Source organism: Mangrovibacillus sp. Mu-81, from assembly GCF_036867415.1.
GTDB lineage: Bacteria > Bacillota > Bacilli > Bacillales > Bacillaceae_B > Rossellomorea.
Genome location: NZ_JBAJHU010000004.1, coordinates 261,416 through 287,291 on the forward strand (window position 1 = coordinate 261,416; position 25,876 = coordinate 287,291).

The 25,876-nt window shown below is 44.2% G+C and carries 19 protein-coding genes and 1 other annotated feature; of the genes, 8 read left to right on the plus strand and 11 right to left on the minus strand.

Annotated elements, in window-relative coordinates; all coding sequences use genetic code 11:
• Positions 1 to 53 precede the first annotated feature (53 nt).
• On the minus strand, positions 54 to 1,751 hold the full coding sequence (ezrA, locus tag V6B33_RS11880) for a septation ring formation regulator EzrA (protein ID WP_334217960.1): 1,698 nt from the start codon (positions 1,749 to 1,751) through the stop codon (positions 54 to 56).
• Positions 1,752 to 1,970: 219 nt separating this feature from the next.
• Here ezrA and hisJ point away from each other — a divergent pair, with 219 nt between their 5' ends.
• Positions 1,971 to 2,765 (plus strand): histidinol-phosphatase HisJ, encoded by a 795-nt coding sequence (gene hisJ / locus V6B33_RS11885; protein ID WP_334217961.1) that lies wholly within the window; start codon positions 1,971 to 1,973, stop codon positions 2,763 to 2,765.
• Between the two features lie 54 nt (positions 2,766 to 2,819).
• Here the strand turns inward: hisJ and refZ are convergent, their stop codons facing one another.
• Entirely contained in the window at positions 2,820 to 3,473 is a 654-nt protein-coding gene (gene refZ / locus V6B33_RS11890) for a forespore capture DNA-binding protein RefZ (RefSeq protein WP_334217962.1), read from the minus strand.
• A gap of 257 nt (positions 3,474 to 3,730) precedes the next feature.
• On the opposite strand from refZ, the gene V6B33_RS11895 reads away from it, so the two are divergent.
• The gene (locus V6B33_RS11895; protein WP_334218008.1) at positions 3,731 to 4,216 is read left to right on the plus strand and encodes a GAF domain-containing protein; all 486 of its coding nucleotides are present in this window, start codon (positions 3,731 to 3,733) and stop codon (positions 4,214 to 4,216) included.
• A gap of 67 nt (positions 4,217 to 4,283) precedes the next feature.
• Here the strand turns inward: V6B33_RS11895 and megL are convergent, their stop codons facing one another.
• The 3 genes from megL to V6B33_RS11910 form a co-directional block, all read right to left on the minus strand.
• On the minus strand, positions 4,284 to 5,486 hold the full coding sequence (gene megL, locus V6B33_RS11900; RefSeq protein WP_334217963.1) for a methionine gamma-lyase: 1,203 nt from the start codon (positions 5,484 to 5,486) through the stop codon (positions 4,284 to 4,286).
• Between the two features lie 198 nt (positions 5,487 to 5,684).
• Positions 5,685 to 7,526 (minus strand): sensor domain-containing diguanylate cyclase, encoded by a 1,842-nt coding sequence (locus tag V6B33_RS11905; RefSeq protein WP_334217964.1) that lies wholly within the window; start codon positions 7,524 to 7,526, stop codon positions 5,685 to 5,687.
• A gap of 37 nt (positions 7,527 to 7,563) precedes the next feature.
• Positions 7,564 to 8,160, minus strand: a complete 597-nt coding sequence (locus V6B33_RS11910; RefSeq protein WP_334217965.1) for a hypothetical protein — start codon at positions 8,158 to 8,160, stop codon at positions 7,564 to 7,566.
• 509 nt (positions 8,161 to 8,669) lie between these two features.
• Here V6B33_RS11910 and rpsD point away from each other — a divergent pair.
• Positions 8,670 to 9,272 (plus strand): 30S ribosomal protein S4, encoded by a 603-nt coding sequence (rpsD, locus tag V6B33_RS11915; RefSeq protein ID WP_334217966.1) that lies wholly within the window; start codon positions 8,670 to 8,672, stop codon positions 9,270 to 9,272.
• Between the two features lie 648 nt (positions 9,273 to 9,920).
• Here the strand turns inward: rpsD and tyrS are convergent.
• Complete coding sequence (tyrS, locus tag V6B33_RS11920; protein WP_334217967.1) at positions 9,921 to 11,183, minus strand: tyrosine--tRNA ligase; 1,263 nt, start codon at positions 11,181 to 11,183, stop codon at positions 9,921 to 9,923.
• Between the two features lie 71 nt (positions 11,184 to 11,254).
• Positions 11,255 to 11,467: a binding site (T-box leader), on the minus strand.
• Positions 11,468 to 11,648: 181 nt separating this feature from the next.
• Between tyrS and V6B33_RS11925 the strand changes: the two genes are divergently transcribed.
• Positions 11,649 to 14,573 carry a transglycosylase domain-containing protein gene (locus V6B33_RS11925; RefSeq protein WP_334217968.1) on the plus strand — a complete coding sequence of 975 codons (2,925 nt, stop codon included), beginning with the start codon at positions 11,649 to 11,651 and terminating at the stop codon, positions 14,571 to 14,573.
• A gap of 361 nt (positions 14,574 to 14,934) precedes the next feature.
• Here the strand turns inward: V6B33_RS11925 and acsA are convergent, their stop codons facing one another.
• Complete coding sequence (acsA, locus tag V6B33_RS11930; protein WP_334217969.1) at positions 14,935 to 16,653, minus strand: acetate--CoA ligase; 1,719 nt, start codon at positions 16,651 to 16,653, stop codon at positions 14,935 to 14,937.
• 265 nt (positions 16,654 to 16,918) lie between these two features.
• On the opposite strand from acsA, the gene V6B33_RS11935 reads away from it, so the two are divergent.
• From V6B33_RS11935 to V6B33_RS11945, 3 genes are read left to right on the plus strand one after another with little or no spacing between them, the layout of a single operon-like run.
• Positions 16,919 to 17,551, plus strand: a complete 633-nt coding sequence (locus tag V6B33_RS11935) for a GNAT family N-acetyltransferase (RefSeq protein WP_334217970.1) — start codon at positions 16,919 to 16,921, stop codon at positions 17,549 to 17,551.
• Positions 17,552 to 17,576: 25 nt separating this feature from the next.
• Positions 17,577 to 18,224: an acetoin utilization AcuB family protein gene (locus V6B33_RS11940; protein ID WP_334217971.1), complete on the plus strand. Its 648-nt coding sequence runs from the start codon at positions 17,577 to 17,579 to the stop codon at positions 18,222 to 18,224.
• Positions 18,221 to 19,396 (plus strand): acetoin utilization protein AcuC, encoded by a 1,176-nt coding sequence (locus V6B33_RS11945; RefSeq protein WP_334218009.1) that lies wholly within the window; start codon positions 18,221 to 18,223, stop codon positions 19,394 to 19,396. The genes V6B33_RS11940 and V6B33_RS11945 overlap by 4 nt, the downstream gene beginning before the upstream one ends.
• A 122-nt stretch (positions 19,397 to 19,518) precedes the next feature.
• Here the strand turns inward: V6B33_RS11945 and motS are convergent, their stop codons facing one another.
• The 4 genes from motS to V6B33_RS11965 all read right to left on the minus strand — a co-directional run bounded on the left by motS (position 19,519) and on the right by V6B33_RS11965 (position 23,487).
• A complete protein-coding gene (gene motS / locus V6B33_RS11950; protein WP_334217972.1) occupies positions 19,519 to 20,259 on the minus strand; it encodes a flagellar motor protein MotS in 741 nt (246 codons plus the stop codon).
• On the minus strand, positions 20,249 to 21,064 hold the full coding sequence (gene motP, locus V6B33_RS11955; RefSeq protein WP_334217973.1) for a flagellar motor protein MotP: 816 nt from the start codon (positions 21,062 to 21,064) through the stop codon (positions 20,249 to 20,251). Before motP ends, motS begins: the two co-directional genes overlap by 11 nt.
• A 57-nt stretch (positions 21,065 to 21,121) precedes the next feature.
• Positions 21,122 to 22,120 (minus strand): catabolite control protein A, encoded by a 999-nt coding sequence (gene ccpA / locus V6B33_RS11960; RefSeq protein WP_334217974.1) that lies wholly within the window; start codon positions 22,118 to 22,120, stop codon positions 21,122 to 21,124.
• Between the two features lie 290 nt (positions 22,121 to 22,410).
• A complete protein-coding gene (locus V6B33_RS11965) occupies positions 22,411 to 23,487 on the minus strand; it encodes a bifunctional 3-deoxy-7-phosphoheptulonate synthase/chorismate mutase (protein WP_334217975.1) in 1,077 nt (358 codons plus the stop codon).
• Between the two features lie 198 nt (positions 23,488 to 23,685).
• On the opposite strand from V6B33_RS11965, the gene V6B33_RS11970 reads away from it, so the two are divergent.
• The gene (locus V6B33_RS11970) at positions 23,686 to 25,845 is read left to right on the plus strand and encodes a cell division protein FtsA (protein ID WP_334217976.1); all 2,160 of its coding nucleotides are present in this window, start codon (positions 23,686 to 23,688) and stop codon (positions 25,843 to 25,845) included.
• Positions 25,846 to 25,876 lie beyond the last annotated feature (31 nt).

Here is a 25,876-nt window from a genome sequence, read left to right on the forward strand (position 1 = left end):
ATACAAAAAAGGACCGTGGAAGAAGAGTACTCTTCTTCCACGGTCCTTTTCGTTTAATGCTGTTCTTCGGCATTGATCATTTTTTCAATTCTTTTCAGGGCTCCCGGCTCCACTTTCTCTATCGTGGTGGCTGCTTCTTCCAGAGCTTTTCGATAGTCATACTGCCTGAAAGCTTCTTCTGCCACTTGCAGTCCTTCACGGACCGAATCATATCTGCTTCGGTAACGATTACCGTACTGGATGATTTTCTCTGACAACAGAACATTTTCAATCAGTTCCTGCGTTTTATTAAAGAAATGATCGACTGTATCGGAAGCTTCCAGCAGCGTTTCCTGAATGAACTTCATGTTCAATGGTTTTTCGTTGAGGCTTGCATTCACTTGTTCAATCTTCCGGTGGACTTCATTCAGAAGTTCATCATAATCTGCAGGCAGGCCGGGTACATTGCTTTTCGCGATCATCCTGCTTGCTTCTGCGACTTTTTTCTTGAGATCAGCGATTTTTTCACGTGTCGTCAATTCATCTTTTCTTAAATTCTGCAGGAACACAGCAAATTCTGACTGCTCCACATTCAGAGCTTCGAGGCCGCTTCTTATTTCCTTCAACTCATCACTCATAGCCGTGTAAGCCGTCTGATTGCTTTCGACTTTATTCATGATCAATTCATGGCGTTTCGACAATTGAATGATTTTCCTCTGAAGTTCCTGTGGTGCTTTCAGATCTGTCTCATGCAGGTGGTATCCCTGCTGTACAAGATTCACTTCATACTGGATGTCATCATTCTCTTCTTTTGCCTTGATCAATCCTTCTGTCGTTTCTTCCGTATACTGATGGACGAAATGTCTTGCATGAACTTCTTTCTCAAGCAGGTCATAAAGCATTTCAACTTTACTCTTGATTTCCTGCAAACCTTCTTCCACTTCTTCAACTTCAAGGGACTGAAGCCGTTCTGTGAAACCGGCAAGAGTGTCATTCAATGCGTTCACTTCTTTATCCACTTCTATATGATCGAGTATGTAGCCCTGCTCTTTCATTTCAATATAGCCCGCTTCCAGTTCAGATAACTGTGAAGGAAGGATATTCTCGCAGTCGGTCGTCAGTTTGGGAATACTTTCCATCTTATAAGCGATTGCCTTCATTTCCTGACCCATGTTCAACACAATTTCACGTGCATCCAGGTAGTTACCCCCATCCGTCAGTTCGTTAAATTGTTCGATTTCTTTTGCGAGCGTATCAAGCACAACTTCTATTTTCTTAGCGGCCTGGCCATATGTATGACGGTATGCGAGCAATTGTTTCTTGCTGCCCCGATATTCTTCCTGCAAAAATTCGATTTCTTCCCGGTTCTTTTCTTCACTGCCGACCAGTTCATTCAGCTCTTGAAGGATCTTTTCGATTTTCGTTTCTGTTTCGGTAAGGACACCATCGATCTTTGCAAGCGTATCTTTTGTTTTATTAAAACGGAATTTGTCTGTGTATTCTTCTGCATCGAACAGCAGCTCTTCAATATCGGGGAGCTGTACAGCTACGATTTCGTCCCAGCCCTGTCTCCATCCTTCAAACAGCTGTTCCGTCTGCCCCGTCATATTGAGCTGTTTGACTTTCGACAGTTCCTCTGGAATAGGGCGGTTCATGATATCCACCTTCCATGCTTCGTACCTGTCAATTTCTTTATAATATTTCTTTCTGGATAAGACTCCGATAAGGAATAAAATCAAAATAAGTATGATTCCAGCGATGACATATTGCATCTTAAGCCCCCTGTTCAACTATTCAGTAGACATCTATATCAATTTGAAAGTTTCATTAATAAATTCTCATTGTTATAATGATACCATGAGAACGACAATTTTTGACTAATAAATTCTATTTTTTCAACTGTAAAAAGTTAAATTTTACTGTTTTCTCTAAAAATGGTGAAATATACACAGAAAATGGTTGATGATTTTGAATGAAGGAAGTGTTATTTGATGAAAAGGGTCGATGGACACATACATACTCCTTTTTGTCCCCACGGTAGTAAAGATTCATTCCACGAGTATATTGAAAAAGCCATTTCCCTTCAATACACACACCTGACATTTACGGAGCATGCCCCTCTTCCTGACGGCTTTACGGACACAACGCCTGACAGGGACAGCGGCATGGCCGAAGATGAGGTATCGGCATACTTTGAGGCACTGGATGAATTGAAAGATGAATATAAGCATCGGATTAAGATCAAATCGGGATTGGAAGTCGACTACATCGAAGGGTACGAGAAGGAAACTGCAGATTTCCTCACTCGCTGGGGGCATCGATTGGATGACAGTATCCTGTCAGTCCATTTTTTATTTTTTCAGAACAAATGGGACTGTCTCGATTACAGTCCAGAGGTCTTTCGCAGCATGATTGAAAACTACGGGTCGGCCAATTCCGTGTACATTCATTATTACAGAACCCTTCTAAAATCCATCGAAGCCGATCTTGGGCCATTCAAGCCAAATCGCATCGGACATATCACGCTCGTCAAAAAGTTTCAAAAGCTTTTTCCTGCATCCAAGCCTTTCACAAATGAAATCGGGCAGATCCTGAAGGCTGTGGCAGCAAGAGGGCTTGAGCTTGATTATAATGGTGCAGGTGTAATCAAACCTCACTGTGGAGAATCCTACCCGCCAAAGGACATCATCGACCGTGCCCATTCACTCGGCATCAAAACGGTTTATGGATCAGATGCCCACTCTGCAAACGCCATCGGGCAAGGACGGGACGTAATGAAGTCTTAGCATAATAAAAAGAGATTGCTCCAAGTCTAAGCGGGCAATCTCTTTTCTGTGAATTCAGATAATGAGTTCCTTTTTGAAATCCGTGGAACCTTCAGCTGCCATCAACAGATTGATCCATTGGTCGATGTTCTGATAATACTGATCGACAAAATAATATTCCTGAGGAAACATCTGCCATACTTCCCTCAAGTGCTGGCTGTTTAGAAACGGCATCGTCAGCATCGACTTCAATTGGATGACAAGAAAGCTGATCGGTTGCTTTTTAAAAGAACGGTCAATCATCCCCTGTTCAAACAGGCATTTCATGTAAAACCTTTCCTTCATGAGGTAGGAAGAAATAATTTCACGCACGATTTGTGAATCAATCGACACTTCCCTCCAGATGAAACGGGATAATTGATGATGTTCACTTTGGAATTTCAGTATTTTGAATACTGCACGCTTCAGGCATAAATCTGCCCGAATATATTTGAGTGCATCCGCCTCTTCTTGAAGAAACTGCAGGTATTGTTCGAAGAATTGGGTAAAGCACGCTTCCAACAGTCCCTGTTTGCCTTTAAAATAATACGAAATCGTAGCCGGATTCACTTTCGCTTTTCCAGCGATGTCCCTGACGGAGGTACCGTCGTATCCATGGTCATAAAACAGTGAGACAGCTGCTTGAAATATCGCGTCCTTTGGCGAAGTTGAGGATTGCCCCTTTTTCATATTCTCCCTCTTTTCTTTCTATTTTTATGATTCCCATCAAAATAGTAACTGCCGGTAACGGTTGGAGTGAATCGAATCTATTGAAGCTTTTCAGAAAATGTGCTAAAAATGGTCTAATAGCTTTTTCAAAGTATGTTTACACAAAGATTTCGCTTTTACCTGGTGAATTCCTTTAAGTATTTCTCGACAGTTTTTCTATCCAATGTGCGATATGACAAGGAATTCACACTGATTTTGTAGAATTGGGGGAAATGATGATGTTTCAAGCAGAAAAATATACGGGAACGAAGAAAGATCATTACGGTCTTGTCACGAAGCAGCTAAAAGCACTTCTGGACGGTGAGCCGAATAAAATCGCAAATTTAAGCAATGCCTCTGCTTTATTGAATCAATTTCTCGATCGTATCAACTGGGTAGGGTTCTATCTATATGAAGAAGAAAGCAATCAACTCGTATTGGGCCCATTCCAAGGTCTCCCTGCTTGTGTACGAATTCCTTTGGGACGGGGAGTGTGCGGTACTTCCGCCAGTGAACAAAAAACACTTGTAGTAGAAGATGTACACAGCTTTCCTGGACATATCGCATGTGATGCAGCATCCCAGTCTGAAATCGTCATTCCACTCATGAAAGATGGGAAGCTGGTGGGAGTGCTGGATATCGACAGCCCTGAAAAATCACGCTTTGATGATGAGGATCAGAAGTACCTCGAGGCATTTACAGAGGAACTGATGAGACACCTATAATCGGCTTTGTTCAAAAAACACAAAAAGCGTGGAGAACTCTCTGTTCTCCACGCTTTTTTCATATATTTCACATGACATCGCTTGGAAACTTCACTTTATTCAATGCCTGTTCAAGATCGTTCCAAATATCTTCTGATGATTCAAGACCTACGGAAAGCCTCAGGAGTGTATCGGTGATCCCCATTTTCCCTCGCGATTCTTCCGGAACGACTGCATGTGTCATTGTTGCGGGATGCTGAATTAATGTCTCCGCATCACCAAGGCTGACCGCAATCTTGATCATGTGCAGATCATCCATGAACCTTTGAGCATCTTCCTTCGACCCTTTAATGGTAAAAGAAATCATGCCGCCTGGCTTTTTCATTTGTTTCTTCATGATTGAATGCTGAGGGTGATCCGGCCGGCCCGGGTAAATCACCTGTTCCACCGCCGGATGGGTAGCGAGCAGTCCCGCAATCTTGTCTGCACTTTCACAATGTCGATCCAGGCGCACAGCCAGTGTTTTCAATCCTCTTAATAATAACCATGCATCAAATGGAGAAATAATTCCTCCGATATCCTTTTGCGTGGTCATCCTGATTTCAGACATTTTCTCCTGTGAACCGACCACTATGCCTGCAATGACATCCCCGTGGCCGCCAATGTACTTCGTCGCACTATGAATGACAATATCACAGCCCAGTTCAAGCGGTCTCTGCAAATATGGAGAACAGAACGTATTATCCACAACGACAGGAATCCCCTTTTCTCGGGCTACCCTCGCAACAATCTGCAAATCTATCAATTGCATCGTAGGATTGATCGGCGTTTCAACATAAATACAGGTTGTATTTTCTTTGATCATCGAGCGGATCTCTTCTTCTGTGTCCATGGCAGAGAAATCATGCCCGATCGCAAATTTCCCGCTCATTAATTCAAGGAGGCCGAAAGTACAACCGTACACCCCCTGAGAACAAAGAATATGGTCCCCTGATTTAGTCAGCGAAAAGAGTACCGCTGAAACGGCTGCCATCCCGGAACCGAAAGCAAGCGCTGCTTCCCCGCCTTCAAGTGAGGCCATCCTCTCTTCCAGAATGCCGACGGTCGGATTGCCCAGCCGCGAATAAATATATCCTTCTTCTTCCCCTGCAAAGCGTTTTTCTCCCTGCCTCGCATTGGCAAAAGTGTAGGTTGAAGTTTGATATAAAGGGGGTGCTAAACTATCAAAATGCTGAGAAGACTTATACCCCTCATGTATCACGCGTGTCTCGAACTGTTTCTCATCCTTCATCCAGTATTCCTCCCAATATGTTCACTCTAAAATCTGTTATTCTTCTATTCTAGAATAATGTAATTAACACAAAAAAGAAAGCGTTTACATTAAAGTGTTAAAGGATAGTACATACAAAGAAACGGCAAATTCCGGCATATTTCCCTCACTGTCTGCAGAAAAAAACGACCCCTCAATGAGCAGCCGGAATACAGGCTGTTATTTTATCAAGAGTCGTGCATCCATGTCTTCGACAACCTGGTTCTTGCCATGATTTTTAGCGATATAAAGTGCCTCGTCCGCTTTCTTGACTAATTCCTTCACTGATTTGGGACTTCTCTCATCCCGTTCTTCCCAAGTCGAAAGTCCGCATGAGAGCGTGACCCGCGGTTCGGTTTCACATGAAATCAGAGTCACAATGGATTCGGCAATGACAAGGCCTTCTTTTCGTTCGAAGCCGGGAAGATATACAGCCATCTCTTCCCCGCCCCAGCGCGCAGCAAATCCACTCTCACCAATGCGGTCTTTTAGCAGACATGCAACTTGTATCAGGACTTCATCCCCGATTTGATGTCCATAATTATCATTTACCGATTTGAAGTCATCAATGTCGATCAGAAGCAGTGTGCCGAGGCGGTCGTCCTTCATCGCAGACTCCATTTTCTCATCAAGATAATGCCGGGCGAACAATTTGGTCATATGATCGGTGATGACCAAATGCTCAAGCTCTTCCCTTAATGTCGCATTCGTAATGGCAAGCGCAGAATGATGGATAAACGACTGCAAGAGCTTATACATATCAAATGAAAACATATAGGGCTCCGTGTGCAGGACGACGCAGAAACCGATCAGCACTTCATTCTGTATCATCGGGACAGCCATGAGCGATAAGTATTCCGGTTGATCCAAACGATCACTGACGTCGCCTAAGAAAATCGAATCCCGCTCCTTATTGAGCCTCTGCTTTACATAGGATATGTATTTAAGACCCTCTTTTGTAAAAAATATAGAAGAGCTCTGTTCGAGGATGACGGATTCCTTTTCTTCATTTAACACAAACCCGATTGCACTTGGATGAAATGACCGCTGAATCTGCTTCTTTAGAAACAGTAACGTATCGGATAAGCGGAACTTCAAATTGAGCTGATGAGAAGTTTCATTAATCAGCTGCAGATCACTGATCAGCCTTTTCGACTGCTCATACAACTTGGCATTTTCCAACGCACTTCCAGCCGTATATGCGAGCAGTTTGATAAACTCGATTTTTTGCTCTGTAAAAAGCATGTGTGAAGCTGTACAAACTTCCAATACGCCGTAAATCCCCTGCTTCCCTCTTAACGGCGCATAAAGCATCGATTCTTCATCCAATTCGATGTTTCCGTTTACAAACGCCTGCATCGCATAGGAATTGGCCTTTTCAAAATCAAATGATTTTATTGGGAGAGTACCGAAATCATACCGGTCATTGGCAAGAAGGATCCGGAATGCATCCAGGGGAAAAGCCTCCCTTAGCGTCTCGATGATTTGCACCAACAATGTTTGAACGTCCCTGTTTGAATGAAAAACTTCGGTGACCTTGAACAATTCCCGGTAACGGCTCTCTTCCTCAAATACCCTTTGAATCCTCCATGAATGCTGAAGAAACTGATCGCTCGCTTTCCAAAAGGATGAAACCCACTCCGTATCAGCGGTTACGAATACTTCCTGGCGTTTAAACAAAATGACATACGTCTCTTCTGCATCCTTTTGAAAACGCAAACCGGAATGGAAGAAATTTTCCCGGCACCCTTTGAAAAAGTAATGCTCATTTTTGAAACAATCATCTATGCTCACTTTGCTTAATGCCGCCGGGGCCTCAAGCTCACCAGAACGTTGGAGCAGGCGGTATTCATCACATCTGCTTTTATATAAGAAAGCTTTTTCAATATCCAAGCTTTCTTTTACCAGCTCCACCCAATTATCCAGGGGCTTTGACTGCTGCAGCCCGAGGGATGTGTCTTCATGTATCAAATCAAATAATTTAGATTTATAAGCGTATAAACGATCTGTTAGAATGCTCATTTTCTCACCCGTACCCTGAAAGGTTTGTGAATCTGGATTAACGCGATTTTGCCAGGACCAATTCGTCCTCATATACAACGAGCCATAAGGTATCAACAGCGGACAGCGGATGTATTTCCATTGGCTTTGTTTTTTTATGGAGCTGAAGTTCAATCTTACGGGATTTCTTCTCAAAGCTTGCCTTGCTGGTGCTTTCCTCGTAGTGAAAGACTTGACGCGTGGTATGGGCGCTTTCAGGATGCTCTGTTTGATTCAGCATTTTCAATCTGTTTGAAAACAGGAACCATTGATCTTTTTTCACCCTTGCCCAGAGTCCCGAGCCGTCACTCCCAACCTTCATTTCTTCGATAAATTCTTTCAGTTCCACTTGATGCAGCACGTTGAAATGGTAGTTGTCGTCTTTATTTATTTCGTAAATGACAAGAACAGGCTGATCACCGGTCATTCTGGAGACAGCTATAACGGCGTCCTGTCCGGCGTCCTCTTTCCTTAGTACTTGCGCCGAAACATGCGGATCCCGCTTTCGATCTGCTTCTTGTGGGAGTCCAGAGTAATAAAAACCGATGATCACAATCAGCAGACATAAAGAAATCAATAAAAATCGTATGTATTTTTCACGCTTTGTTTCTTCCAAAAGCCTTCACCTGAATAAGTTATTTGCCACTCTTTATTATAGCACAGGAAGAAAGGCATGAACGAAAATATTTGGAATTATTTAGGTGCGCATCCACCTGGCGCAGATTGAGGGTCCCCGTCATGCAGAATCCTGCTGACACCGATCCTGCGCTTATTCTGGAATCAAAATCCTGGTGTTGTAAAGGTGCCCGGAAGCGTCCCTTAATTAGACGGATGAAAGAATGTGTAAGTTTTAAATAACTGATCCATTTCTTACTCCTTCATTCTATACGAATCTCAAATACTTCCTTGACTTCTGGTCTTATGCATCATATAATATTCTTTGTGTAAAATAATGCAGCTTCAGTGAAATCCTTTATGCTCGTATTTTGTTCCTCTACACTTGAGGTGTATCTTGTAACCCTCTGCTGCTAGGGCGAAGGTACATGAAAACAAAATACACATAATTGTTATTCACAGGTGTTTTTATTTTACAACAAAATAAAAACAATAAAGGAGGAGTCTCTCATGGCTCGTTATACTGGTCCAAGTTGGAAATTATCTCGTCGTCTTGGAATCTCTCTAAGCGGTACGGGTAAAGAATTAGAAAAGCGTCCTTACGCTCCAGGTCCTCATGGTCCTAACCAACGCAAGAAAATCTCTGAATACGGTTTACAACTTCAAGAAAAGCAAAAACTTCGTCACATGTACGGAGTAACTGAACGTCAATTCCGTAACCTATTTGACCAAGCTGGCAAATTACAAGGTAAACACGGTGAAAACTTCATGGCTTTACTTGAGTGCCGTCTTGATAACGTTGTTTATCGTTTAGGTCTTGCACGTACTCGCCGTCAAGCTCGTCAGCTTGTTAACCACGGTCACGTAACGGTTAATGGATCTCGCGTAGATATCCCATCTTTCCGCGTACTGCCTGGACAAACAATCTCGGTTCGTGAAAAATCACGCAACCTTGACATCATCAAAGAAGCTCTTGAAGTGAACAGCTTTGTTCCTGAGTTCGTAACTTTCGATGCTGACAAACTAGAAGGTACTTTCACACGCGTTCCTGAGCGTTCTGAATTACCGGCTGAAATTAACGAAGCTCTTATCGTTGAGTTCTACTCTCGTTAATCTTTGTGAAAATGAAATCCCGTCTGATTGGACGGGGTTTTTTTGTTTGTTTCAGAAATGGTGCTGTGTAAATTGAGGGGTGACGGGAGGCGGGTGCCGGCTCGTACTCGTGCTCGCGCTGCCGGGATTGAAGAAAATTCGACAAGTGGCGCAATTATTTCAAAAGCGGCTTAATTATTCGAAATCCGGCGCAATTAATCAAAAAGCGGCTTAATAATCTGAAATCCAGCGCAATTAATATTAATATATTTATATTCTTGCAATTGGAAATGAATTTCGCCTGTATCAAGGTGCGAACGACATCGCTGCGCATCCATTTATTAACCTAATCCGTACATCTGCCTCCTTTTTCGTGTTTCTGAATGAATCGTGGGACGATTTTCACTTACAGGGTCATTTTATACCAACATTGCTTATGATATTATCCATTATTCTTTCAAATTCACCGGTTTATTTTCAACTTTTACACCTTTATTTTCAACTTCTTCTAAGTTATTTTCAACTTTCCACCTTTTATTTTCAACTCTAACCAATTTATTTTCAACTTCCTCTCTTTACCCCAACGGAACCAAACTAAAAAACAGCATGGCACCCGCTCTTAAATAAGGCGGTTCCCACGCTGTTTTTGCAATCCAAAATCTTACATGTTTACATGTACTGTATCTTAAAATACTTCTTCTTTCCGCGGCGGATGATTGTGAATTGCCCTTCGATCATGTCCTTTTCATCGATCACATGCTGAAGATCTGTCACACGTTCTCCGTTGATGTAGATGGCGCCGTTTCCTACGTCTTCACGCGCCTGGCGTTTCGATGGTGAAATTTTCGCATTCACGATCAAATCGACAAGACCGATCGCGTCTCCTTTCGGCTGTTCAAATGACGGAACATCCTTGAAACCTTCCAGGATCTCAGAAGCAGATAGTGACTTGATGTCTCCGCTGAACAGCGCACCGGTAATTCGGATTGCCTGCTCTAACGCTTCTTCACCGTGGATCATTTTCGTCATTTCTTCTGCGAGAGCCTTCTGAGCTTTGCGGAGATGCGGCTCTGTTTCAACCGAGACAGCCAGCCCTTCGATTTCTTCATGAGACAGGAATGTAAAGTATTTCAGGTATTTCACCACATCCGCATCCGCTGTATTGATCCAGAACTGGTAGAACTCGTATGGAGACGTCTTTTCTGGATCCAGCCAGATCGCGCCGCTTTCAGTTTTACCGAATTTCGTACCATCCGCTTTCGTTACAAGCGGAATCGTAAAGCCGAATGCTTTTGTTTCTTCTTCATGCGTTCTGCGGATCAATTCAAGACCGGTCGTAATATTTCCCCATTGATCGCTTCCGCCGATTTGAAGCTTACAATTGTAGTGATCGTATAAGTGATTGAAATCAAGCGCCTGAAGGATTGTGTAGGTGAACTCAGTGAATGAGATCCCGGATTCCAGGCGGGATGAAATCGTATCTTTTGCCAGCATGTAGTTGACACCGACATGCTTTCCGAAGTCTCTCAGGAATGTCACGACATCCATCGAGCCGATCCAGTCGTAGTTGTTCACCATTACCGCTCCGTTTTCACCTTCGAAATCGAAGATGCTTTCCAGCTGATTTTTGATGCTTGCTGCATTTTGCCGGATCACATCGATCGTCTGCAATTTGCGTTCTTCATTCTTGCCGCTTGGGTCGCCGATCAATCCGGTTGCCCCTCCGACCAGAACCAGCGGACGGTGCCCCTGATTTTGAAAACGTCGAAGCGTTAAAAACGGCAGCAGGTGGCCGATATGCATACTGTCCGCAGTCGGATCGATCCCGCAGTAAATCGATATGCTTTCTTTATCTAAAAGGTTCTTTAACCCTTCAGCGTCTGTCTGCTGGTACGTGATTCCACGCCATTCCAAATCCTTCAATAATTCCATAACAATTTTCCTCCTTCTTCTCTTCAACAAACCTGACAACCCCCGTAAAAACAAAAAAATCCCTGCATATATGCAGGGACGCTGTTCGCGCGGTACCACCCAGATTAAGGATAAAGATATCCTTCACTCAAAATAGATAACGGCTTTAACCGTTTGCTGCTACTGAACGTTCACAGCAAAAGCTCCAGGACGTAATTCATCTGCATTTTGTGTCAGTTTACAGCGGCCACTGACTCTCTGGCTAACAGGGAATGCACACTACTTTATCCTCTCATTGCGGTAGGGTCTATATGGTAATTGAATTGAATAGATCAATACTTACTATATTAGGTTTTTACCATATTGCACTATATTAGTCAACAAAGTCAAGAATTTTTTATGTCAAAATACCCTTTTTATTTGACTTTTTACGACAGTGTTCTTTCGGATATGCTATAATAGGAATGTTCTAGGGGGAATGAAAATATGAGAGAAACATGGAACAAATTACTTGAAAAATTAGATCCTGTCATAAGGTTCTTTACAAATACGAGAGTTCAAAAACGTACAAGAATTACATACGGAGTATTTTGGAACCTGGCACTTGTCACCGTGATCGTCCTCGTCCTGGGAACCGCATTCGCCGGGGGTGTCGGTGCAGGCTACTTCGCTTCACTTGTCAAAGAAGAACCGATCCGTCCATATGACCAAATGAAGAAAGACATATATAACTATGAGGAAACCTCCCAGCTCTATTTCGCTGATGATGTCTATCTTGGAAAATTAAGAACGGACCTTGAACGTGAAGAAGTGAAATTGGATAATGTATCGAAGCATTTAAGAAATGCTGTCATCGCCACTGAAGATGAATATTTCAAAGAGCATAATGGGGTAGTGCCCAAAGCCATCATGCGTGCGGTACTGCAGGAATTCACCAATTCTTCTACCCAATCCGGAGGAAGTACTCTCACACAGCAGCTGATCAAAAATCAGATTCTGACGAACGAAGTGTCCTTCGAGAGAAAAGCAAAGGAGATCCTTCTGGCGTTAAGGCTTGAAAGATTCTTTGAAAAAGATGAAATCCTCGAAGCCTATTTGAATGTCGCCACTTTGGGAAGAAATTCTTCCGGACAGAATATTGCGGGTGTGCAGTCCGCTGCCAAAGGAATCTTTGGGGTTGATGCGAAAGATCTTTCCCTTCCGCAGTCAGCTTTCATCGCAGGATTACCGCAGGCTCCATTCAGCTACACACCATTTATGAACAACGGTGAAATCAAAGAGAATCTTGAACCGGGAATATCCCGAAAAAACACAGTTCTTTACCGGATGCACAGGGAAGGCTATATTACAGACAAAGAGTATGAAGACGCTGTTGCCTATGATCTGACAAAGGACTTCGTCGAACCGAAAGCTTCACCTAATGAAAGATACCCTTGGCTGACTGCTGAACTTGAAAGCAGAGCAATTGATATCATGACAGAAGTGCTTGCTGAGAAAGACGGTTATTCAACGCAGGATCTTGAAAATAACGATGAATTGGAAGAGAAATATCATACTTTGGCTGACAGGAATGTCCGTCAAAGCGGATATGAAATCCACTCCACCATTGATAAGAAAATCTATGATCAAATGCAAAAAACAAAAAATGCGTATACCATGTACGGTCCAAGTAAAACGGTGACGAGTACCGATCCCGAAACGGGTGAAGAGGTTCAAGTCGAGGAACCGGTGCAGGTGGGCGCCATTATGATAGAAAATAAGACTGGAAGAATCATAAGCTTCATCGGCGGACGTAATTTTGAAACCGAACAGCTGAATCACGCAACATCTTCCTACCGTTCGAACGGTTCGACGATGAAACCTCTGCTCGCCTACGCCCCTGCATTGGAGTACGGCTATATTTCACCTGGATCGCCAATTCCTGATGTAGGAGTGAATATTAACGGTTGGACGCCGGAGAACTATTCATTAAGGGAGCGTGGATTGTTCCCGGCAAGACTTGCACTTGCCGAGTCCCTCAACCTCCCGGCGGTGAGAACATATGCAAACATCTATGACCGCAACCCATTTAATGAATTCCTCATGAAAATGGATTTTGCTAAATTGGGCAGGGTGGATAATAACTTATCCCTCGCGCTCGGAGCCACCACACAAGGTGTAACCGTCGAAGAAAATGTGAATGCGTATGCTACCTTTGCCAACGGAGGAAAGTTCGTAGATGCCTATATGATTCAAAAAATCACTGATAAAGATGGAAATGTCGTATTTGAACATAAATCTGAAGCAGTGGATGTTTACAGTCCACAAACATCATACCTGACGATCGATATGATGAGGGATACACTCGACCACTTTGCCGGAACGGGACGCTATGCGAAGAGGTTCCTTAACTTCTCTTCAGATTGGGCAGGGAAATCAGGTACTTCCCAAGATTATAAAGATCACTGGTTTGTTGCTTCCAACCCAAGCATCACCTTTGGTACCTGGTTTGGTTATGATACACCATCTGATTTAAATACCGTATCTTCACGCGCACAGTATGGTCATTACGGATTAAGAAATATCCGCCTGTGGGCATTCCTGTTGAATGATACAAGAGATCTTGCACCTGGCCTGATCGATCCTGAAGGCTCCTTTAAAGAGCCTGGCGGAATCGTGCGCCGTTCGTTCTGTTCCATTTCCGGACTGCTTCCATCTGAAGCATGTACGAAAGCCGGACTGGTCAAGAGCGATTTGTTCAATGCCAAATATGTACCGACCAAGACAGATGACAGCTTGCTGATGAGCCGTTATGTAATGGTCAACGGGAAGAAATATCTCGCACTTCCCAATACACCTGACGAATTTTCACAGCCGGGCGTCATCCTGAATCCCGATTTTGTAAAGAGTGTGTTCGGTAAGGTACCAGGGGATGCGTCGAAATTGATCCCTCAGGAAGATGAGCGATTCAAGAACGTTCTCATCGCCGAAAATAAAATTTCTGATGATGGAGCAGCACCCGGTACGGTGAAAGCTTCTGTAAACGGAAATAAACTTACATGGACTTCATCTCCAAGCGGGGATGTCGTCGGATATCGTGTATATTCCAAATCAGGAAATAAAGTCGGCAGCGTCAAATCTGGTGACAACTATACAGTTTCAGTAGGGAACGGGGAATACTTCGTCAAGGCAGTCGATGTAGCCGGTAAGGAATCCTCTCCCTCAAACACGGTTCAGGTAGGTAAAGCAGAACCAAAACCTGAAAAGCCAAAACCTGATCCGAAGCCTCCAAGCGGGGATAAACCGAAAGATCCCAAACCTCCTGAACCTGATAAACCGGAGCCTCCTCCGGCTGATGATGGTGGAGACGGCGGTGATGATGGCGGCACCGAGCCTCCTGTCGAACCAGAACAAGATCCATCACCTGAATAAGTAAAAACCGGGCAAACAATATAATTGTTTGCCCGGTTTTTTCGTTTTGAGCTTGGAGAACATAATTAGTCTAAAAACCAGAAGAGAAGGATACTCCCACATCAGAAAAGTGATCGTATTCTTGCCGAAGTGAGTGTTATTCTTGCCGAAATGTGGACTATTTTTGCAGGAATGAACATTTATCTTTCCGAAAAGGCTATTATTCTTGTCAAAACCACAGATAATTTAGCTAAATAACATAAAATCCCACTTCTAAAATCTTTCCATATTCAAATCTCAACATACTCCTTCATGACTATCTGCCATTCATCTTATAAAAACCCCCGCTCCAATCAAGGAGCAGGGGTTTCGTATATATCTATCAGTCTTCCATCGTACTCAGATCACCTGCAGGCAGATCCAGCTCCCATGCTTTTAACACACGGCGCATGATTTTACCGCTTCGGGTCTTTGGAAGTTTTTCGCGGAACTCGATTTCACGGGGAGCTGCGTGTGCAGCCAAACCTTTTTTGACAAACTGGCGGATATCTTCTTTCAGTTCATCTGTGACATCATAACCGTCACGAAGCGCAATGAATGCCTTGATGATTTCACCGCGCACAGGATCGGGTTTCCCGATGACACCCGCTTCTGCGACAGCGGGATGCTCAACAAGCTTGCTTTCAACTTCGAACGGGCCGACACGTTCACCCGATGTCATGATGACATCATCCACACGGCCCTGGAACCAGAAGTACCCCTCTTCGTCCATATATGCTGAATCACCTGATACATACCAGTCACCAGGCATGAAGTAGGACTCATATTTCTGAGGGTTGTTCCAGATCTGACTCATCATGGATGGCCACCCTTTCTTGATGGCAAGGTTCCCCATGCGGTTTGGAGGCAGTTCATTCCCCTGGTCGTCGACGATTGCAGCCTTCACTCCCGGGAACGGTTTCCCCATTGAGCCCGGCTTGATTTCGAGGCAAGGATAGTTACAGATTAACTGTCCACCCGTTTCCGTCATCCACCACGTATCATGGATGCGCTGATTGAAGACCTTCATGCCCCAGCGCACCACTTCAGGATTAAGCGGTTCTCCCACACTCAGGACATGGCGGAGTGAACTTAGATCGAACTGTTTCACGACCTCGTCGCCAGCACCCATCAGCATTCTGAATGCGGTTGGGGCACTGTACCAGACGGTCACACCGTAATCTTCTATCATTTTGTACCAGTTCTCAGGTTTGAAGCGCCCTCCGACAATGACATTTGAAGTTCCTGTCAGCCATGGGCCGAAGATTCCGTATGATGTTCCCGTTACCCAGCCCGGGTCAGCTGTACACCAGTACACGTCTTCCTCCTGCAGATCCAGCACCCATTTTGATGTTTGATAGTGCTGAAGCATCGAATTATGAACATGCAGGACTCCTTTAGGCTTTCCTGTTGAGCCGGAAGTGTAATGTAGGATCAACCCATCATTGCGGTCCACCCATTCGATTTCGAGCTTATCGCTTGCCTGCTCGAATTTCGCATTGAAATCAATGTGTACATCGTCTTCCGTAATTTCTTCACCGATCAGGAACACATGCTTTAAATTAGGAAGCTCGCTTACAGGAACGCGGTCCAATAGTTCAGGCGTCGTAATCAGAACTTTCGCTTCACTGTCCTCCAAACGGTCACGTACAGCCCCTTCCATGAACGCTTCGAATAATGGTCCGACAATCGCTCCCAGCTTGACCGCTCCCAGTACGGAGAAATACAGTTCCGGTGATCTTGGCATAAAGATGAACACGCGGTCCCCTTTTTCTACATCACCATATTGTTTCAGCACGTTTCCAGCTTTATTCGATAATTTCTTCATATCTGTGAACGTGTATTTCTCATTCCGTTCAGGATCCCGATAATAAAGGGCAACTTTATTTTTCCTGAATGATTCCGCGTGGCGGTCAATCGCTTCATATGCTAAGTTGACCCGTCCTGTTTCATGCCATGAAAATTCTTTTTCAACTTCTTTCCAATCAAAAGACTCATAAGCAGTTTCATAGCTTTCCAGATTATAGTTTCCCTTCGTGACTGGTAACGCTTCCACTTTCATATACCGAATCCCCCTTATGTAAGAATTTACATCCTTATTATAGTATATAAATTATATTTTCTCAATTTTTTAAAAAATCTGCCGTATCAATTATCTTCAATCTTCAAGGAGCTCATCCGCTTTAAACTATTGATTTATAGGTATTTCAAAATAATATTCAATCACAAAAATTTATTTTATACGTCTGAAAATTTTGTGAAAGCGCTCTACTTTTTTCTATTTCATGTATAATAGGTTGCGAGGAATATCTTTAGGTGGTGTCCAGATGAAAGTGAAGAAAACCTATAATGCAACGGAGTTAAAAACAACAAAAGGAAATTTGATCATTGAAGGTCCCATTCATGCAGAGGAGCTAGCACGCCTGGATTTTCATGAAGATCTGGTTGCTTTCAGGCCTCCTGCTCAGCAGCACAAAGCCCTTGTGGAGATTGCCGGATTGCCTGAAGGAAGAATCATTATCGCAAGGGATCATCATACCATTGTAGGCTATGTTACATATCTATATCCTGATCCGCTTGAGAGGTGGTCTCAAGGGAAGATGGAGAATCTCATTGAGCTCGGTGCGATCGAAGTCATCCCGAAGTTCCGGGGTGCATCTGTCGGAAAGCACCTGCTGAAAGTATCAATGATGGATGACCATATGGATGATTATATCGTTATTACAACGGAATATTACTGGCATTGGGACCTGAAAGGAACGGGGCTTAATGTTTGGGAGTACCGCAAAATCATGGAGAAGATGATGAATGCCGGAGGTCTGGAATATTATGCGACAGACGACCCTGAAATCAGCTCCCATCCAGCCAATTGCCTGATGGCCAGAATCGGGAGGCGGGTCGATTCCGAATCCATCCAGCAATTTGATCAACTGCGTTTCATGAACCGGTTTATGTATTAATCGTTTTATAAAAGGGGTTGAAAATATGATAGTCGAAGAAATTATGAAGACGGAAGTGTCAGCCTTAAGACCTGATGACACGATTGAATCTGCCATTCACTTAATGAGAGAAAAGAAAATAAAGCACATCCCCATCACGAATGAAAAATCAGAAGTCATCGGGATTGTAAGCGACCGCGATGTTAAAGACGGTACACCTTCGATCTTTCACGATGATTCTTCAGCAGCAGAGCTGAAGAACCCTCTTAAATACATAATGAAAACCGATGTCATCACTGGGCATCCCCTCGATTTCGTTGAAGAAGTCGCCGCTCTTTTTTTTGAGCACCAGATCAGCTGCCTTCCGATTGTAAGGGAAAACAAGTTGATCGGGATCATTACGGAAACCGATCTACTGTACACATTGATCCAGCTGACCGGAGCCAATCAGCCCGGTTCACAAATCGAGGTGAAGGTTCCCCACCGCGCCGGTATTTTATATGACGTTGCCGGGATCATCCGCCGTCATAACAGCAATATATTAAGTGTCCTTGTGTATCCTGATAAAAATGATGATGCCTACAAAATCCTTGTGTTCAGGGTTCGGACGATGAATCCCATGAATGTGATAGAAGATCTGAAGAAAGAAGGATATGACGTGTTATGGCCAAACATGCCGGGAATGTCTTCATGAAGAAAGATGCTCTATTTATCTATTCAGACGAACTTCTCGGCTACCGCTTCAATGATCAGCACCCATTCAACCAGACCCGGTTGACACTGACAATCGATTTATTGAAAGACATCCAGGCTCTCCACCCGGACGAGATCATAGCTCCACGAATGGCCACGGATGAAGAGTTATTTTTGAACCACGATCCCAATTATGTTAACGCAGTTAAGAGAGCAAGCGCTGGCCAGCTTCCTCCTGAACAGGCGGAAGGATACGGAATCGGTACAGAAGATACGCCGATATTTGACGGAATGCACGAAGCAAGCGCCTTTTTAGTCGGAGGGACACTTACGGCCGCTGATTATGTGATGACGGGAAAAACAAGGCACGCCCTTCACCTCGGCGGCGGACTTCATCACGGCTTTAAAGGAAAGGCATCCGGTTTCTGTATTTACAACGACAGTGCAGTGGCTATCCGGTATTTACAGGAGAAATATCATGCGAGAGTTTTATATGTAGATACGGATGCTCATCACGGGGACGGTGTGCAATGGTCCTTTTATGACGATCCGGATGTCTGCACGCTGTCCATTCACGAGACCGGCAGATATTTATTCCCCGGTACAGGGAACATTAATGAACGTGGTCATGGGAAAGGATATGGATTTTCATTCAACATCCCGCTGGATGCCTTCACCGAAGATGAATCCTGGCTCGAAACATACGAAACCAGCTTCAGGGAGGTCGTAGAATTCTTCAAACCCGACATCATTCTTACTCAAAACGGGGCAGATGCCCATTATTATGATCCCTTGACTCATCTCTCGGCTACGATGAAGATATACAGGGAAATCCCCAGGATCGCCCATGAACTGGCCGAGAAATATTGTGACGGTAAATGGATTGCAGTAGGTGGCGGGGGCTATGATATTTGGAGAGTCGTTCCGAGAGCATGGTCTTTCATTTGGCTTGAAATGACAGGACGCATGGATGCCGCCGCATCATTTCCGGCGGGGTGGGCTGAACGGTGGAAAAGCAAGGCAGGTGTGCCTTTGCCCACTGAATGGACAGATGCACCGGACATTTATCCAGCCATACCGCGTAAGGGTGAAATCACCGAAAAGAATAGGCACACGCTTGAAAAAGCGCTCTACCCGATCCGCCAGCATCTCCGTCAGAAGCCTGGCAGTTAATCCAATTTAATCATCACGAGAGGAAGCTCCAGCATTTTGGAGCTTCCTATTAAATTTTCATTTCACTATTTATCAGCATCAAAAAAACCATCTCAACACACACTGTTGAAATGGTTTCCTGTTTACTCTTCCTCTTCGTAGGCAGGATCGGTCACGATGATCTCCACCCGTCTATTCTTCTGCAGATTCTCGGCTGTATCGTTCGGTGCAATCGGGCGTGTATCGCCGTAACCCACTGCAATGAAGCGTTTCGGGTCCAGGTTCTCTATTCCAGTCAAATAGCGGATCACCGAGCTTGCACGCGCAGACGAAAGCTCCCAGTTGGAGGGGAACTTGTCTGTTGAAATTGGTCTGTTATCCGTATGCCCTTCCACTTTTACGAAGTTTGGGATTTGTGACAGCAGATTTCCGACTTTATTCAGAAACGGGTATGACGACCCGAGGATCGCTGATTCACCTGAATCGAAGAGTGCCTGCTCCTGAAGGACGAGGACGACTCCTCTTTCCGTTCTCGTTGCAACGACGATGTCACTTAATTTGTTTTCTTTCAAGTAGTCCTGTATTTCGGTAAGCAGTTCCTGAAGATCCCTGTCCCGCTGCTCTCTTGTATCTTCTATTTCTTCATTCGTTTCGATTTCAGACTCATCTGATGATTCTTCTAAAGGAATGACAGATGGATAGAATTCAAGGATTTGTTTCTGCTGAAAGGAATCCGCAATCGCCTGGAATTTCACGATATCGATCTGCGACATGGAGAAGAGCAGAATAAAGAATACGAGAATAAGAGTGATCAGATCTGAAAAGGTCACCATCCACCTTGGGGCATTCGATTTCTGCTCAGTCAGCTTCCTTCTACGCATCATCGAGTGATGCCCCCTGCTGTTCTTTCTCTACATGTTTCACCAATTCGTCATGAGAAAGAAAGACCTTAAGCTTTTCCTCTAGTATTCTGGTATTCTGCCCGGACTGAACGCCAACCACTCCTTCGATGACGATTTGCTTCATGAATACCTCTCTTTCCGTTCTCATAGCCAACTTGGATGCCATGGGAATGAATACAAGGTTAGCAAGCAGCGAGCCATACAGGGTCGTTAATAGGGCGATGGCCATATTCGGTCCCAGGGAAGACGGATCGTTCAAGTTTTTCAGCATCAGCACAAGCCCGATCAGGGTTCCGATCATCCCCCATGCCGGTGCATATTCACCAGCTTTGTCCAATAGGCTTCTGTTCTTGCGGTGACGCTCTTCAAGTGCGATGATTTCGGCATTCATAATGTCCGTTATCACATCAGACTCGATTCCATCCACAGCTAAAAGAACACCTTTCCGAATGAAAGGGTCCCCGATTTCCTCTACTTCCGCCTCTAAAGACAGCAGACCTTCCCTTCTTGCTTTATCCGAGAGCAGGATGAAGGTTCGGATCAATCCATGATGGTCGAAATCTTCTTCACGGAAAGATTGCCGCATGACTTTCCCCAGATGCTTCAGCTCTTTGAGCGAGAAACTGACAAGCATGGCAGCAAACAAACCGCCGATGACAATAAAAATAGAGGGAAGGTCCACAAAGGAACCAAACCCTGAAAGTCCTGCGTTTGTCATGATGGCAAACGCTACAAATAGAAAGCCTGCAATCACTCCGATAGGCGTTAGTACATCAATCTTCTTCATTTTGACTCTCCCTGTAAATAAGTTCTGTTTGTCTTATCTGATATATCGACAAAAGTCTTATTTTGTTGAGTGTCTGTGCTCTATGCGGTGAGGTAATACAACGGTCTCTTCATCCACCGTTTCCTTGTTCATGTACTTCGTCAAGAGCCTCATCGCTACAGCACCGATGTCATACAGCGGTTGTACAACTGATGTCAACTGAGGCCTTACCATAAGTGCAAGTCTTGTGTTATCAAAACTGATGATTTCAACCTCGTCAGGGATCGACACACCATTGTCTTGTGCACCATGCACCACTCCAAGGGCAGTCTCGTCATTCCCCACAAAGATTGCTGTCGGCAATTCATCCAGGTCAGAGAATTTCTGCCACGCTTCCAGACCGGAGTCATAAGTGTATTCCCCTTCGATTACCAGATCATCGTTGAATTCGACTCCTGCTGAACCCAATGCCTCTCTATATCCTTCAAGCTTGAACTTCATGTTGATCGTATCGTGGAAAGGACCGCTTACAAACCCGATGCTCTTATGCCCTTTATCAAGGAGTTCCTTCACTGCATCATACGTTGCCGCTTTATAATCAATGTTTACCGATGGGACTGTATTGGTCTCTTCCACTGCTCCCGCAAGCACGATCGGAACCGGTGAACGTTCAAACTCCTGCACATGTTCTGCAGAGATATGTCCTCCCATAAAGAGAATTCCATCCACTTGCTTTCCAAGCATCGTGTTTAAGAGATGAAGCTCTTTTTCTGTATTTTGATCAGAGTTGCTTAGGATGATATTGTATTTGTACATTGTAGCAATGTCTTCGATTCCCCGTGCCAGTTCGGCATAGAAGATATTGGAAATATCCGGGATGATGACTCCTACCGTTGTCGTCTTCTTGCTGGCAAGTCCCCTGGCTACTGCATTAGGACGATAACCGAGACGTTCGATCACCTCAAGTACTTTTTTCCGTGTTGCAGGCTTCACATTTGGATTCCCATTCACTACCCGTGAAACTGTGGCCATCGAGACACTTGCTTCCCGCGCTACATCGTATATTGTTATATTCATTTCTGACACTCCTTTGCCTTCTCAACTTTGTTACTGTTATTTTACACTAAATATTCCATAAGAAAAAAGCGATTACAATAGTTTGTTAAAAAATGCACATATTTACGTTTCAAACTATATGTTAAACAGTATTTAGTCTATTTATCTGCAATTATGTACATTATCATACGACAGTCTTTGTATAACTGCAATGGCTGTGCACTATTCGGGATAAATCTTTGGTGATCTCCACAAAAAAGGCTGGACCCGTTGAAAGTCCAGCCTTGATTTTATACCCTGATCCAAGTTGATTAAACGTTAATTGTACGTCCTTTTAATAGTTCCTGATAGAAATGGTCGAATTGGTCCAGATCCATTTGCTGAGCTGAATCGGATAAGGCTACAGCCGGATCAGGATGAACTTCTGCCATGACGCCGTCGGCTCCGATGGCAATAGCCGCTTTCGCTGTAGGCAGCAGAAGGTCCCTGCGTCCCGTGGAGTGTGTTACATCCACGAACACTGGAAGATGCGTCTCCTGTTTCAGGATCGGCACGGCTGAGATATCAAGCGTATTGCGTGTTGCTTTCTCGTACGTTCGGATACCGCGTTCACAAAGGATGATGTCTCCATTACCCTGAGAAATGATATATTCAGCTGCATTGATGAATTCATCGATCGTTGCAGCAAGACCTCTTTTTAATAATACCGGTTTTTTCACAGCGCCGGCAGCTTTCAGTAATTCGAAATTCTGCATGTTCCTCGCACCGATCTGGATTACATCGATGTATTCAATTGCAGACTCGATATCGGCAGGATTGACGATTTCACTGACTACTGCCAAATCGTATTCGTCCGCAACCTTCTTTAGAATCTTCAGTCCTTCGATTCCAAGACCCTGGAAGTCATAAGGGGAAGTTCTTGGTTTGAATGCACCGCCGCGCAGCAGCTTCAGACCTTTTGCTTTAACAGCCTGTGCCACTTGAGCTACTTGCTCATAGGATTCTACAGCACATGGACCAAAGATGAAATGAGGATTCCCGTCACCGATTGCATCTCCATTGATATTCACGATCGTATCCTCAGCTTTCTTCTTTCGGGATACCAGTAATGCTTTACGATGATCATCTTTCTGTAATTCTAAACCAGCTTTGAAGACCTCTTTGAAAATATGTTCAATGGTCGAGTTTTCAAAAGGACCATTGTTATTTTCCTTGATCAGGTCGAGCATTCCTCTTTCACGAACAGGATCATATCGGTATACTCCTTGCTTTTCCTTCACACGCCCGATTTCCTGCACGAGCTTAGCACGTTCATTGATGGTTTCTAGTAGTTTTAAGTTCATCTCGTCGACTTTTTTCCGTAATTGATCGAGCTCTTGATTACTCACAATACAGCACCCTTTCTTGATTTTATCCTGTTCATACATAAAAAACTGTTTTAGTTATTAAAGTATGATACATTTTTTATAGATATTGAAACTAATTATAATAGAAGAATTCCCAAATGTCACGATAAATTTCTTTATTAATTAAACGCTTTTAAGCACTAAAGCATTTTAGTATTTTATGAGACTGATTAAAAGTAGGTGTATACGTTGAAAAAAATATTTTCATTAGATATCGGCACACGTTCGGTTGTCGGAATCATATTAGAAGAAAGAGACGGGAAATACCACGTAACCGACATAGAAGTGGAAGAACATAAAGAACGTGCAATGCTTGATGGACAAATTCACGATGTCCCTGCTGTATCGGAAGTTATATCATCCATAAAAAAGAAGTTGGAAGAAAAACATGGGTCACTCCATAAAGTGTGTGTCGCAGCTGCCGGAAGGGCGTTGAAAACGGAAAAATCACTTGCGGCTTTTCCGATCAAAAGCAAACCACTGCTGAAAAAGGAAGATATCCTCCACCTGGAACTCAGTGCTGTCCAGCAGGCGCAGGCGCAGGCAGCAGAAAATGGCGGAGATGCGAACAGCTATCACTATTACTGCGTCGGCTATTCCGTTCTGTACTATCGTTTAGACGGAGAAGAGATCGGCAGCCTGATCGACCAGCAGGGGGATGAAGCAAGCGTAGAGATCATCGCTACCTTCCTCCCGAGAGTGGTAGTGGAATCCCTCTTAGCCGCTTTGAATCGGGCTGGCCTTGAAATGGAAGCCCTGACGCTTGAACCCATCGCTGCGATCAATGTGTTGATTCCTCAATCCATGAGGAGGTTGAACGTCGCACTGGTGGATATCGGAGCGGGAACATCTGATATTGCCCTTACAAACAAAGGAACCGTCACGGCTTACGGTATGGTGCCGACTGCCGGCGATGAAATCACCGAAGCCATGAGTGACGCATTACTGCTCGATTTCCCATTTGCGGAAAAAGCGAAAAGAGAACTTCATCAGTCAGAAAGCATCACTGTGACCGATATTCTGGGATTTGAATCAGAGTTCTCCGTTCAGGAAGTAGTGGAGAAAATACAGCCTTCCATCGAACATCTTGCAGAAAAGATCTCACATGAAATCCTTCTATTAAACAATCAAAAGCCGCCGCAGGCAGTCATGCTTGTCGGAGGGGGCAGCTTGACGCCGGAATTGCCTGCACAGTTGGCAAGATCCCTGAAACTTCCTGAAAACAGAGTCGCCGTAAGAGGAATCGAAGCCATCCAGAACTTATCGTTTGCCGACCTTCCCGCCAAAGGGCCGGAACTCGTGACACCTGTCGGCATAGCGATCGCAGCCAAACAAGCTCCTGTCCAATATGTCACAATCCACGTAAATGAGCAGCCCATCCGTTTGTTCGAGGTTAAGGATTTAACAATCGGGGATGGACTGCTTGCTGCCGGAATGAAAATCAACAAGCTTTATGGAAAACCGGGTCATGCCTATTTCATCACTGTCAACGGTCAGGAAGTCACCCTTCCAGGAGGATACGGACATCCTCCTGTGATTACGAAGAATGGGAGGGAAGCATCGGTAGACGACAGATTAATGAATCATGACAGGATAACCGTTTTGAAGGGCGATGACGGTGCTGCACCTTCCGTGAAAATTTCCGAGTTAATGGATGAACTTCCGGATAAAACACTATTCATCAATGAAAAAGTTCACACTCTCTCACCTCTGCTATTAAGAAACGGAAAGCAAGATTCACACAGTGAAAAGATCTGCGACGGCGACATCATCCATTACGAGGTCAAAGAAACGATAGCAGACGCATTAAAAAGACTCGATTATGGAGAATGGCTGGAAAGGTGGAAGCCGTTCCGCCTTACTATAAACGGAAAAGAAACCTACTTTCCTTCATTCGGAGGAAAGGTATATATCAATGGAATGGAAGCCAAACCTTCCACAGCCATCTCACATAATGACCAGATTACGTTGGCTTCTACTGAACATCCTACGGTCGAACAATTATTGATGAAAAGAAGCGATTATCGGGATCGATCGATCGAGATCATTTTCAATGGTACCCCGGTCATTTTGAAACAAGAGGCAGCGAACGTTTATAAAGGTGATCAGCCATTGAAAATGACTGACCGTGTGGAACTCGGAGACACGATCATCATCGAAGAAAAAGCAGGTCACTCTTTCATCTTCCAGGATGTGTTCAATCACGTGGAAATCGCCATGCCGGCACATGGGAATGCTTCATTTCAGTTGATGAGAAATGGAGAAGAAACAACGTTTTATGAAGAAATCCAAACTGGTGACAATCTTGAGATACTCTGGACAAATGCTTATGAAAACTAAAAGGGAAAAACACAAAAAAACTGGCGAAAGC